Genomic DNA, 12856 nt, shown 5'->3' on the forward strand with positions numbered 1-12856 from the left:
GGCTCCCTAAGGAGCCCGGTCTTAACTAGGGGCTTAGATCAAGCCCAGAGCGTCAGAAGCGATCACGAACTCTTCGTTGGTCGGGATCACCATGGCAACTGGGGTGCCGTCTTTGGTGATCACGCCTTCGCCACCGAAGCGAGCGGACAGGTTCTTCTCTTCGTCAACGGCGTAACCGAAGATGGTCAGGTGCTCCAGCACCTTCTTACGGATCAGATCGGAGTTCTCGCCGATACCGCCGGTGAAGATGATGGCATCAACACGCTTCAGAGGGACGGTGTAAGAAGCGATGTACTTGGCCAGGCGGTAGCAGAAAACTTCCATTGCCAGTACGCAACCCTTGTTGCCTTCGTTGTAGCCTTCTTCGATGCCACGGCAATCGTTGGTCAGCTCAGACAGGCCCAACAGACCGGATTGGCTGTTCAGCATGTTGTTGACTTCGGTCAGGGTGTAACCCAGGTTGTCCACCAGGTGGAAAACGATGGCTGGATCCAGATCGCCGGAGCGGGTGCCCATAACCAGACCTTCCAGTGGGGTCAGGCCCATAGAGGTATCAACGGATTTGCCGTTGCGTACCGCGGTGATGGAACCACCGTTACCCAGGTGACAGGAGATCACGTTGGTGTCAGCGGCATCTTTACCCAGGGCTTTAGCGGCTTCGCCAGCAACGAACAGGTGGCTGGTACCGTGCATGCCGTAGCGACGGATACCGTGCTCGCGGTACAGCTTCTGTGGGATGGCGTAAGAGTACGCTTCCGCAGGCATGGTCTGGTGGAATGCGGTGTCGAATACGGCAACTTGTGGCAGACCAGCGAAAGAGGCTTGAGCGGCACGAATACCGATCAGAGCAGCCGGGTTGTGCAGAGGCGCCAGGGTGGCACACTCTTCGATGCCGGCAACAACGGCGTCGTCGATCAGGACAGATTTGGTGTACTTCTCGCCGCCGTGTACCACACGGTGACCGATAGCCACCAGCTGCTCAGCCAGTTCAGGCTTGCTGGCCAGAATGGTGTTAACCATGTAGTCCAGAGCTTCACGGTGTGCGGCACCGGCGCCCAGATCCGCTTGGTTTTTCTTACCGTCCATCTTCCACTTGATGCGCGCATCAACCAGATTGAAGCACTCAGCCAGACCGGACAGCAGTTCGTCACCGTTTTGCGCGTCCAGGACGGCAAATTTCAGAGAGGAGCTACCACAGTTAAGAACCAGAACAAGTTTGCTCATTATTTCAACACCTAAAAGAGTATGTTGTCCGAAGTGCCCATCAGTTTCCTGCGGGAACCTCGCGTAGAAAGTGATAGAAAGCTATCAGTATAGTCGCAGCATTTTTGTGCACGGGGTCACGTCGTGACTTTCATTCACTGAAATTCCTCGTTTCACCAAGGAAACATCAAGCTGTGCATGCTGCTCAGGTAAGACCATTTTACCCAATTCCGGCGGCTTATGAATTGTGCTAATGTGTAAGAGTTCACAGAACTGTGATCTGATTCACTAATGAAAGGGCAATCCTATCGATGCAGATATTCGTCAGGCTGAAATCGGGCTACCGATACATGAGTCGCTGGCCGATCAACCCAATGTTGGCCAATCGTTTTCCCGAAGTGCGGGTGATCAAGGCCACCCGTTTTGGTCTGACTTGGCTACCGGTTGTGGCTATGGTGGGTTTGTCAGTGCAGTTAAAGTTGGTGGGATATGAGATCTTGCCGATGGCATTGGCTCAGGCACTTTTGATCGTCAGTTTGCCGCTGCAGGGTCTATACTGGTTAGGGTGGCGGTCAGTACAGCCTTTACCGCTGCCAACGTTAAACTGGTGCAAGGAGGTAAGAGCGCGGCTGGTGGAAGCCGGTTGCGAAGTGGCGCCGATGGTGCCGCAGTCCCAGTATCAGCACATGGCATGCCTGTTAGAACGAGCGTTCAGACGCCTCGATGACGCCTTTTGGCGCGAATTGTAAGACTGCCGTGCTGTAACCCGGCGCCGCCCACTGAGGCGGCGTTCCTATATCTGGCGACCCACGCGCGCTGGCTATAATCTCCCCCCGCGGTTTGTCCTACTCGCGTTTATCCTTGCTGTGCAGGTACTGCTGTTCATTCCAGGTTGCCAACCATTGGGGTTTATACACCACCAGTAATACCGTCGGGAACCCGTTGAGCATCGCTTCTGGCATCAGAAACAGCGGGATAAGGATCAGGTAATTGTCGACAATAACCTCCCAGCCATACCAGCCTTGATACCACAAACCGAGACTCGCTGTGCGCAGGGCGTAGATCAGTGCGCCGTTAGCAAATGCGCCGGCAAAGACATAGAACCACAGGTTTTTGGGCAGGAGGGTATGGCACAGAGACAGCCACAGATAGCTGATCATGATTGGGAGGGCCACGCCAAGCCACAGTAAGCCGGCTGCGTGCTGCCAAAGGTCCACGCCGAGCAGCAGCAGGATGAGTTGAGGCAGAGAGGCGATCAGGATGGCGCTGCGCCAGCCAAACATCAGGGTGATCAAGGGGAGGGCGAGAAAGTGCAGATCCAGCCCCGGAAAGATCCCAGCTCGGATCCGCCAGAGGCAGAGCAATCCCGCTGCGGCGCAGAGCGCGAGGTTGAGGTAGGTTTGTTGACGCCAGTTATGCTTGAGGGCACTGGTACGCAAGATCCAGATCAGGAACAGCAAGTACAACACCAGCAATACGGAATTCAGCTCCTGGATCATCATGACCTCGATACTCAACGACCTCTTTAGTCTATCGGCATTTTGCAAACGGGAAAGAAAAAAGCCAGCAAATGCTGGCTTTGGGATCAGTAGCTGGCGTTAAGGCCACGGCTGATAAAGATCTGTTTGAGACGTTCCATGGTCTCTTTGGGCGGCGGTGACACCCCATCGAGCTGATAGGTTTCGCCGATGGCCTCCCACTTGTGCTTGCCCAGTTCATGATAAGGCAGCATTTCGACCTTCTCGACGTTGTCCATCGGCGCCAAAAAGTCGGCCAATTGCTCCGCAGAGGCGTCGTCGTCGGTATAGCCTGGCACCACGACATAGCGGATCCAGGTCTTTTTGCCGATACGATTCAGATACTCGGCAAATTGCAGTGGACGCTTATTGGACACACCAACCAGGTTTTGGTGCACGTCGTCGTTCATCTGCTTGATGTCCAGCAGCACCAGATCGGTGACTGCCAGCGCGTCGTCGACTACTTGGGTATGCTTTCGGATCAGACCGTTGGTATCCAAGCAGGTGTGGATCCCTTCGGCTTTGCAGGCGGCAAACAACTCATTAACAAATTCGAGTTGCAGGGCGGCTTCGCCACCGCTGGCGGTGATCCCGCCGCCACTGGCTTCGAAGAAGTGTCGGTAGCTGGTGAGCTGGGCCATGATCTCTTCGACCGAAACCTCTTTCCCTCCCTCCAGATCCCAGGTGTCCCGGTTATGGCAATACAGGCAGCGCATCAGGCAGCCTTGCAGAAAAACGATAAAGCGGATCCCTGGCCCGTCGACGGTGCCGCAGGTCTCCCAAGAATGAACGCGTCCTTTGACGCCCATGATCGACTCCTAACTCACAGTGATACAGTGATTATCGTCAAAATAACCCCACTTATTGGGATTAGAATAACGAATTTGCCGGGCTGGCGACCAGAGGCTTTGTGCTCTGAGCCACTGTTTGAACATTTTATGATCGAACGGGGGTATTTCTGAAAATAAAAAAGCCCCACCGGCAGACCGGTGGGGCTTTTGTCCTTACGACCTCGGCCTTACAGGGCGTTGGTGAAGGTACGGGTGATCACGTCCTGCTGCTGCTCTTTGGTCAGCGCGTTGAAGCGAACCGCGTAACCAGAAACACGGATGGTCAGCTGAGGGTATTTCTCTGGGTTCTCAACGGCGTCCAGCAACATCTCACGGTTCATCACGTTCACGTTCAGGTGTTGACCACCTTCGCGGGAATCGGTGTGCTTGAAGTAGCCGTCCATCAGGGCAGCCAAGTTGGCACGACGACCGTCTTCATCTTTACCCAGGGCGCCAGGTACGATGGAGAAGGTGTAGGAGATCCCGTCTTTGGCGTGGGCAAACGGCAGTTTACCTACAGAAGTCAGGGACGCAACCGCACCGGACTCATCACGGCCGTGCATTGGGTTTGCACCCGGAGCGAACGGCTGACCTGCACGACGACCGTCTGGAGTCGCGCCAGTCTTCTTACCGTATACCACGTTAGAGGTAATGGTCAGGATAGACTGAGTTGGGATCGCGTTGCGGTAGGTCTTCAGTGAACGGATCTTGTTCATGAAGGTTTCTACCAGCTCACAGGCGATGTCATCAACGCGAGCGTCGTTGTTACCAAATTTCGGGTAGTCACCCTCAATTTCGTAATCAACCGCGATGCCGTCTTCGTTACGGATCACTTTTACTTTGGCGTGCTTGATCGCAGCCAGGGAGTCAGCGGTGATGGACAGACCGGCAATACCACAGGCCATGGTGCGGGTGACGTCGCGATCGTGCAGTGCCATCAGCGCAGACTCGTAAGAGTACTTGTCGTGCATGAAGTGGATGCTGTTCAGCGCAGTCACGTACTGCTTGGCCAGCCAATCCATGAACACGTCCAGCTTGGCGTACACGGTTTCGAAGTCCAGAACGTCAGCGGTGATCGCTTCCAGCTTAGGACCAACCTGCATGCCGGTCTTCTCGTCTACACCACCGTTGATGGCCAGCAACAGAGTTTTGGCAAGGTTAGCGCGGGCGCCGAAGAACTGCATGTGCTTACCCACAACCATTGGGGATACACAACAGGCGATGGCGTAATCGTCAGAGTCGAAGTCAGGACGCATCAGATCATCGTTTTCGTACTGGATAGAAGAAGTATCGATGGATACCTTAGCACAGTACTTTTTGAAGCCTTCTGGCAGCTGCTCAGACCACAGTACGGTCATGTTTGGCTCTGGGGAGGCGCCCATGGTGTACTGAGTATTCAGGAAGCGGAAGGTGGTCTTGGAAACCAGGGTACGACCGTCGGTGCCCATACCCGCCAGGGACTCGGTGGCCCAGATAGGGTCGCCGGAGAACAGCTCGTCGTACTCAGGGGTACGCAGGAAGCGAACCATACGCAGCTTCATGACGAAGTGGTCGACCATTTCCTGAGCTTGAGACTCGGTGATCACGCCAGCGGCGATATCACGCTCGATGTAGATGTCCAGGAAGGTTGAAACACGACCCAGAGACATCGCAGCGCCGTTCTGGGACTTGATGGCCGCCAGGTAAGCGAAGTAGGTCCACTGAATGGCTTCTTGTGCGTTTTGCGCAGGACGGCTGATGTCGAAACCGTATTTGGCCGCCATCTCTTTCATTTTGCCCAGGGCACGATGCTGCTCAGCGATCTCTTCGCGCAGCTGCATGGTCTCGGACAGGTTAACGCCGTTTTCGAAATCCGCTTGAGTGGAAACGAACTGAGCGTACTTGTCCTTCATCAGGAAGTCGGCACCGTACAGGGCCATACGACGGTAATCACCGATGATACGACCACGGCCGTACGCATCTGGCAGACCGGTCAGTACGCCGGACTTACGGCAGCGCAGGATGTCCTGGCTGTACAGATCGAATACACCGGCGTTGTGGGTCTTGCGGTGCTCGGAGTAGAACTCCTTGATGGTAGGATCCAGTTCACGACCGTAAACCTTACACGCGCCATCAACCATGCGAATGCCACCGTTAGGGATGATGGCACGCTTCAGCGGAGCATCAGTCTGCAGACCAACGATGGTCTCCAGATCTTGATTGATGTAGCCCGCGTCGTGGGAGGTCAGCGTGGAGATCACGTCGGTGTCGAAATCGACAGGCGCGTGAGTGCTGTTTTCCTGGCGGATACCTTCCATCACCTTGGCCCACAGGGTGTCGGTGGCTTCGGTGGCGCCGGCCAGGAAGGCTTCGTCGCCCTCGTAAGGGGCGTAGTTTTGCTGGATGAAGTCACGAACGTTGACTTCGGTCTTCCAATCGCCAGCGGTAAAACCGTCCCAGGCTTTGGAGAACAGTTCGGTGTTATCAGTCATGAGATCTACCTTCTCGTACATTCCGAGGTTAACCGGTGCCGACACTGAGCCGTTCAGTGTCGGAGAATTGCAACCTCTAAGGGAGGCTGCGCCTGCGCAATCATGCGAAGGCTGTGAATAGGTCGTGCTTTTTGGGCTGAGCATTGACGCGACCAGTGTTCATCGCTGGAGACTCTGAAATGGTCGATACGCTATTCGCTCGATGACTGCACCTCTAGAGTGGAGTCACTGCTGAGAGTATATCTCGGCGTCGTTTGGTTTGTGTGATCTGAGCCGTCTTTCGCAAGACCGCTGAGGCCACAGCCCCTACAAACCCAAAATTATCATTGGTCATACCAAATGACATCAAGGAGATTACCACAGCAAAGCACTGTGCTGCAGTGCCTCAACTCGCGCAAAGGGATCGGATCCGGAGATTATTTGTTATTCGTGATCGGGCTCACCGTGGGTGGGGTTGCCTGAGTGTTCGGTTCATGTTCTTGCTTCTTTCTGTGCTCTGTGGCGCGAGCTTGAGGTGGCTCAGTGAAGCTGTCTGCTTTGGTCATACCAATGTTGATCGGGTTTCTGGGACAGTGCTTGGATCCCTAAAGGGCAGCGCTTATCATTGAGCGCTGATGATGAACTTAGGACTCCGGAGAATGATGCAGGAGATAAATTCAGTGGCCCTGGCGAAAGGGGCGCTTGGCCTGACGGCGGTGTATTTTGCGCTTTGGCTGATCGGCCCGTTGTGGTTTGCCGATGGCGGGATCTGGTATGGCTTACCACTGTGGTTCTGGCTCTCCTGTGTATTGGCTCCTTCCTTATTAAGCCTTGCCGTGTGGTGCTGGCTCCGGGAAAAACGCCATGGGTGACATCAGTTTACTGCTGCCTATCTTCGGCTACCTCATGGTGACGTTACTGGTTTCGCGGTTGGCGGCTCGGCGTGCTGAAACTTCGGGCAGCTTCAGTCAACGCTACTTTCTTGGTGGCCAGTTTATGGGCGGCACCCTGTTGGCGTTGGCGCTAGTGACGACCTACACCAGTGCCTCTTCATTTATTGGTGGGCCTGGCGCGGCTTACAAATTCGGCCTGGGCTGGGTCTTGCTGGCGATGATCCAGGTGCCGGTGGCGATGCTGACGCTGGGTGTGGTCGGGCCAAAGCTATGGCGGCTGGCAAGATCATGCAACGCGGTCACCATTCTGGACGTCCTACAGCATCGATATCAAAGCAGCAGCTTGGTATTGGTGGCCGGACTGAGCCTGATCGGGGCGTTTATTGGCATGGTAGTGGTGCAGTTTACCGGTGGGGCGCGGCTGCTGTCGGTGATGACCGGCGTTGACTACAGCGTCGCGTTAGCCATGTTCGTCGGTACGGTATTGATCTACACGCTGTGGGGCGGATTCCGTGCGGTCTCTTATACTGACGCGCTGCAGGGATTGGTGATGATCTTTGGGGTGCTGGCGTTGTTTATCGGCCTGCTCTATCAAGGTGGCGGCTTGGGCAACTTAACGGCCCAGATCTCGGCGATCGATCCCAGCCTATTGACCCCGAAAGGGCCGGATGATTTTCTTTCCTGGCCTTTCCTCTTGTCGTTTTGGATCTTGGTGGGTGTCGGCACCATCGGCCTGCCCCATACGGCGATCCGCGCTATGGCGGTGAAGGATGGTACAGCCTTGAAAAAGGCTATGGTGCTCGGCACGGCGGTGTCGGCCTTAATGGTGTTACTGCCGCATTTGAGTGGTGTGCTGGGGCGGGCTTTCCTGCCAGAGTTGACCAGTCCGGATGATGTATTGCCGACGCTGATGGTCACCCTCTTTCCGCCGATGGTGGCGGGTCTGCTTCTTGCCGCACCGCTGGCGGCGATCATGTCATCGGTGGATTCCATGTTATTGCAAACCGGCTCAACGCTGGTGAAGGATCTGGTGCAACGTCATCGACCGTTAAGCGACCGTCAACAGCAAGGCCTCAGTTATGTTGTGTTGTTTTCGCTGGCGTTTGGCTGTGGACTGATGGCGCTGGACCCGCCTGAGATGATCGTCTGGCTGAATCTGACGGCTTTTGGCGTGCTCCAGGTGATCTTTTTGTGGCCGATCGTGTTGGGGCTGTTCTGGCCTGGGGCGACGGCTCGAGGGGGACTGGCGGCGATGTTGATGGGCGCGAGCAGCTACCTCTATTGGACGTTTGGGGCGATCAAGCCTTTTGCCCTTCACCCGATCGTGCCGGCCTTGTGTTTGTCTGGCTTGGCGTTCGTTCTGGTCAACGGCCGGAGGCCGAAAGGGCAGGATCGTCAATAACAGCGGCTTCTTACGCAGGGTCGTTCAGCGCTGCACCTTGTGAGCCTTGATGGCAGCGGTCTGCTGCCATCAAAGCGCGTTGGAAGCTCCTGTTTGACCGCATTGGCCAGACGGCTTACTGCCGGTTTGCTGCCACAACAAGGGCGAACAGCCGTGTGTTTGTTGGCGTGTCGCCAGCAACGCAGAGAGCGGCAATAGGTTGGGGCCACGAAGAGATACCATGCTATCAGCTTTGCCAAGAAGGCTGATTGTCGCTGCCTTGGGACAGGGCTCAAACCCATAGTTAAGCAATTGAAATAAATCATAAAACTAAGAAAGACTAAATTTATGCTGTGCATGAAAAAGGCCGCTCATCATGAGCGGCCTTAATAGATCGGGTGTGATCTTTTAGTGCATGATACCGGACAAGCGATCGCGGATCTCACGGCCACGCTCGGTCAGGTAAGCACGTTTAATGCGGTAGTCTTGCTCATCCACACGCAGCTCAACCAAGCCCAGACCGTTACGGCCGGAGTGGACGCGATCGGACAGCAGGCGTGCGTTACGGCTGGCACTGGCTTGAGACATCTCAAAGCGTTCCTGCAACTCTTTAATAGAGCAACCCTCTTCCTGGCAAACTTGCATAAACATCAGGCAAGTCTGGGGTGGGATCTCACTGTAAACTTCACGGAAGATCTCAACGCATTCCATGATTTTGTTCAATTGAGCTTGACTCATTGTTCTATTATTCCTCTGCTCAACAGGGCTTTTAGTTGGTTTTATTTGTAGGGTTGATCTGTCAAGAATCGATCAAAATAGGCGACCTTGCCGATCAAACTCCTTAAGCGCAGAACATTGATACCAGTAGCGGCTAAGTCCTGCCAGTGAATGCGGGCGGAAGTATGAAGTGGCGCACAGTATTGTTCTCTTAATTCCAATTACAGATCATGTTCTTACGATAATGATATGAGCGGCGTTCTGTCTTGTGGTTAATGTGCTGCTTGGTTGTTGGGGCTTTGCGTGGTGAGAAACAGTCGTGTGACATCCTGTTCCACTCTGGGGAAAATGGCGTCTTTTGGAGGTGACTTTCTTGCGGTTGTGGCTGAAATTGTCTCTCGGCTCTGTAAGAAATTGTCACTCCCGCCGCTGGGCGGAAGTGACTTGAGCCTTCAGTCGAGGAGGGTCCAAATGGGTGCATGGTCTGACGGTTTTTCGATGCCGCGCAACTCGTAATCCACATCGGAATCGAGTAGGCGTTGAGTCAGAGCATCGGTGGTCAGGATAACGTCGATCCTCAGCCCTCGATTGTCATCAAATCCGCGTGAGCGATAGTCAAACCAGCTGTAGCGATCGGATACGTCCGGCTTGAGATGGCGGAAGCTGTCGGTAAAGCCCCAATCGAGCAGGAGTTTGAGCCATTCCCGCTCCTCGGGCTGGAACGAGCATTTACCGGTTTTTAGCCAGCGTTTGGCATTGGGGGCGCCAATGCCGATGTCCAGATCCGTCGGGCTGATGTTGATGTCCCCCATCACCACGATCTGCTCTTCACGCTGGCATTGGCTATCGAGGTGGTGCATCAGATCGGCGTAGAACTTTCGTTTGGCCGGAAACTTGGTCTCGTGGTTGATGTTTTCCCCTTGGGGAAAGTAGCCATTGAGCACCTTGATCGGCTGGCCGTCTTTATCAGCCAGCGTCACCATGATCATCCGCTTCTGGGCGTCCTCATCATCGGTTGCAAAGCCGTATTGAACTGCCAAAGGGGCCTGCTTGGTCAGCATGGCGACGCCGTAATGGGCTTTTTGACCGTGGTAGTGGACGTGATAACCCATGGCCTCAACGGCATCGAGCGGGAACTGCGGGTTATCGACCTTGATCTCCTGCAGACCAATGACATCCGGTTGGTGTTTTTCAATCAAGGCTTCTAGCTGATGCAGGCGGGCACGTAGGCCGTTGATATTAAATGAGACAAATTTCATTAGCCAAAAACTCGTTTATAGGGTTTGACGACGGAGCCAGTGTAGACACCAGCGGCAATATAGGGATCGGAATCTGCCCAGGCCTGGGCCTGCTCCAGCGAATCAAACTCGGCGACAACTAAGGAGCCGGTAAAACCGGCATCGCCGGGATCATTGCTGTCCACTGCAGGCAATGGACCTGCGGTCAGCAGTCGACCTTCATCCTGCAGTTGCTGCAATCGAGCACGATGTTCGGTTTGAGCGGTTTTGCGCAGAGGCAGGCTGTTGGCAACGTCGGTGGAGCAGATCATGTACCACATCTGTTTGATCCTTCTATTTATCCAGAGTCAGTGAGAGGAAAAGTAGCACGGCTGGCAGGATCAAAAAAGCCGGCGCACAGGGCGCCGGCTTTTTGTTTGGAGGCAAGAGCTTAGGCGGAAGCCAACTCCGCCTTCTTGTCGGTTTGCTCTGCACCAACTGGCTTGATGAGCACCGCCAGTACCGCAGCAACGGCCAGCATGATGGCTGAGACGGTGTAGGCAATGGCGTAAGAGCCGGTTTGGTCAACCACCACGGTGGCCATCACTGGGCCCATGAAGCCGGACACACCCCAAGCGGTGTACAGTACGCCGAAGTTGGAGCCGTAGTTCTTCATACCGTAGTAATCCGCGGTGATGGTCGGGAATACGGACAGCAGCGCGCCGTAACCGATACCGGCCAGTGCCGCACCCAGGACGAAGCCCAGCTCAGTGGTGAACATTGGGAACAGCATCATGTTCAGACCTTGCAGCAGGAACACCAGCAGCAGGGTTTGGGTGCGACCGATCTTGTCGGACAGCATGCCCATGCCGATACGGCCAAAGGTGTTAAACACGGCCAGCGCCGCCACCAGGAACGCCGCGTTGGCGATACCGCCCTGAACGCTGGCGATGGTGGTGATGTTGCCGATCAGCATCAGACCGGCAGAAGAAGCAAAGGCAAACATTACCCACAGCATGTAGAACTGCTTGGTTTTCACCATTTCGCGCCAGCTGAAGTCTTTACCGGTATCGGCTTTGGCCGCACTTTCGACCAGACCTTTTGGTGCTTCTGGGGTGTAACCGGCAGGCGGGTTAACAATGGTGAAGGCCAACGGCAGGGCGATCAGCAAGACCATGCAGCCCAGCGCCAGGAAGGCATTGTTGATGCCGTAGTCGGCGATCAGCTTAGTGGTGGTGGGTGCCAAGTACAGTGGCGCCATACCGAAACCACCGGCGATCAGGCCGCTGACCAGACCTTTCTTGGAGGAGTGGAACCACTTCATTGCCGCTGGCGTCAGACAAGCGTAAGCGAAACCGATACCGGCACCGACCATCACACCGAAGGTCAGAACCAGAGCAACGACGGAGGTGGCGAACGAAGAGGCGATCAGGCCCAGACCAACCATGGTGGAACCCAGGATCACCATGCGACGTGGGCCCATGCGATCCTGCAGGATCCCAGCGACCAGCAAAGAGGCGGCAAATACCACGATGGAGACGGTGTAAGGCATGCCTGCATCAACACTGGACCAGCCCAGCTCGCTCACCAGCGCTTTGCTGAAAACACTCCAAGCGTACAGGACGCCCATACACAGGTTGATTGCGATACCAGCAATCAGGATCTTTACGGCTCGATTCATCACGGTTCTCTTTGACACGTCCGATGGGGTATCGGAACAGTTTCAACTTACGGATTCGGGTTTGCGCTTGGGCACTAAAGGCGGCGCAGTCTACCAATGACCGGTCAAAACAAAAGCGGATCGCTCAAGTTTTGTGCGCTGGCGCAACGGTTATTTGGTCAGTCCAATTTAGGACGGCGTACTATAGTGGCTAAGCTCGGTTCAGGCCAGTGGGGAGAGGCAGGAAGGTCGGTCAATTTCATATTTTGACGGAGTGCACAGTTTTGCTGGATCTTGAGTGTGATCTGGGTCACGTCGAATTCGGTGTTAGACAGAGAAACAAAACGCCCCGGCGCATTTTACTGCAGCGGGGCGTTGTCTTGAGTGTGAAAGCAAAGGGCGTTAAGGCTCCTTTGTTTCCTCCTCTTCTTTGGGCATATGCCGATAGAGATAGACGATGGTCAGGATCAGGAAACCAAAGGTCATCCCCATCAGGCCGAACACCTTAAAGTTGACCCAAGTCTCTTGCGCCATGGTGAACGCGACATAGAGGTTTAAGCCTGCGCAGCCGATAAAGAAGGCGGCCCAAGCATAACCGATCTTGGCCCAGATCGCGTCCGGCAGGGTGATCTCCTTACCCAGCATGGCCTTCATGGCCGGTTTACCCATCCATTGACTCACCAGCAAAGCGATAGCGAACAGGCTGTAAACCACGGTGACCTTCCATTTGATGAAGGCATCGTCGTTGAGCCAGACCGTTGCGCCACCAAACGCCAGCAGCAGGGCAAAGGTGGCCAGATGCATCTTCTCTACTTTTTTATAGAGCAAGTACATCAGACCGAGCTGGATCCCGGAGGCCACAACGATGGCGCCGGTGGCGGGAATGATCCCGTAAAATTTGTAGACGCCGAAGAACACCAACAGCGGCAAAAAATCGAGGAGTTGTTTCATGGATCTCTCTTGGAGCCGAACTTAAGGGCTCTAGCAT

General features: G+C 54.9%; 12 protein-coding genes. 3 read left to right on the plus strand and 9 right to left on the minus strand.

Going from position 1 to position 12856, the window contains the following annotated elements:
- Positions 1-33 precede the first annotated feature (33 nt).
- Positions 34-1227: an acetate kinase gene (locus ABEA08_RS19710; RefSeq protein WP_345337217.1), complete on the minus strand. Its 1194-nt coding sequence runs from the start codon at positions 1225-1227 to the stop codon at positions 34-36.
- 287 nt (positions 1228-1514) lie between these two features.
- Between ABEA08_RS19710 and yfbV the strand changes: the two genes are divergently transcribed.
- Positions 1515-1952: a terminus macrodomain insulation protein YfbV gene (gene yfbV, locus ABEA08_RS19715; protein WP_345337130.1), complete on the plus strand. Its 438-nt coding sequence runs from the start codon at positions 1515-1517 to the stop codon at positions 1950-1952.
- A 96-nt stretch (positions 1953-2048) separates the two neighbouring features.
- Here the strand turns inward: yfbV and ABEA08_RS19720 are convergent, their stop codons facing one another.
- The 3 genes from ABEA08_RS19720 to pflB form a co-directional block, all read right to left on the minus strand.
- Positions 2049-2720 (minus strand): energy-coupling factor ABC transporter permease, encoded by a 672-nt coding sequence (locus tag ABEA08_RS19720; protein ID WP_345337131.1) that lies wholly within the window; start codon positions 2718-2720, stop codon positions 2049-2051.
- A gap of 68 nt (positions 2721-2788) precedes the next feature.
- Positions 2789-3529, minus strand: coding sequence for a pyruvate formate lyase 1-activating protein (gene pflA, locus ABEA08_RS19725; protein WP_345337132.1), 741 nt, complete (start codon positions 3527-3529; stop codon positions 2789-2791).
- Between the two features lie 209 nt (positions 3530-3738).
- On the minus strand, positions 3739-6021 hold the full coding sequence (gene pflB, locus ABEA08_RS19730) for a formate C-acetyltransferase (RefSeq protein WP_345337133.1): 2283 nt from the start codon (positions 6019-6021) through the stop codon (positions 3739-3741).
- A gap of 638 nt (positions 6022-6659) precedes the next feature.
- Here pflB and ABEA08_RS19735 point away from each other — a divergent pair.
- Together ABEA08_RS19735 and panF are read left to right on the plus strand one after the other, a co-directional pair.
- Positions 6660-6872 (plus strand): YhdT family protein, encoded by a 213-nt coding sequence (locus tag ABEA08_RS19735; protein ID WP_345337134.1) that lies wholly within the window; start codon positions 6660-6662, stop codon positions 6870-6872.
- Positions 6865-8295 (plus strand): sodium/pantothenate symporter, encoded by a 1431-nt coding sequence (gene panF, locus ABEA08_RS19740; protein ID WP_345337135.1) that lies wholly within the window; start codon positions 6865-6867, stop codon positions 8293-8295. Before ABEA08_RS19735 ends, panF begins: the two co-directional genes overlap by 8 nt.
- Positions 8296-8682: 387 nt before the next feature.
- Here the strand turns inward: panF and ABEA08_RS19745 are convergent, their stop codons facing one another.
- The 5 genes from ABEA08_RS19745 to ABEA08_RS19765 form a co-directional block, all read right to left on the minus strand.
- Positions 8683-9012: a hypothetical protein gene (locus ABEA08_RS19745; RefSeq protein WP_345337136.1), complete on the minus strand. Its 330-nt coding sequence runs from the start codon at positions 9010-9012 to the stop codon at positions 8683-8685.
- A 431-nt stretch (positions 9013-9443) separates the two neighbouring features.
- Entirely contained in the window at positions 9444-10250 is an 807-nt protein-coding gene (gene xthA, locus ABEA08_RS19750; RefSeq protein ID WP_345337137.1) for an exodeoxyribonuclease III, read from the minus strand.
- Positions 10250-10549 carry a YciI family protein gene (locus tag ABEA08_RS19755; RefSeq protein ID WP_345337138.1) on the minus strand — a complete coding sequence of 100 codons (300 nt, stop codon included), beginning with the start codon at positions 10547-10549 and terminating at the stop codon, positions 10250-10252. The genes xthA and ABEA08_RS19755 overlap by 1 nt, the downstream gene beginning before the upstream one ends.
- 110 nt (positions 10550-10659) lie before the next feature.
- Positions 10660-11889 (minus strand): L-lactate MFS transporter, encoded by a 1230-nt coding sequence (locus tag ABEA08_RS19760; protein ID WP_345337140.1) that lies wholly within the window; start codon positions 11887-11889, stop codon positions 10660-10662.
- Positions 11890-12270: 381 nt separating this feature from the next.
- Entirely contained in the window at positions 12271-12819 is a 549-nt protein-coding gene (locus tag ABEA08_RS19765) for a septation protein A (protein ID WP_345337141.1), read from the minus strand.
- Between the last annotated feature and the right edge of the window lie 37 nt (positions 12820-12856).

The organism is Ferrimonas pelagia, assembly GCF_039543565.1.
Lineage (GTDB): Bacteria > Pseudomonadota > Gammaproteobacteria > Enterobacterales > Shewanellaceae > Ferrimonas > Ferrimonas pelagia.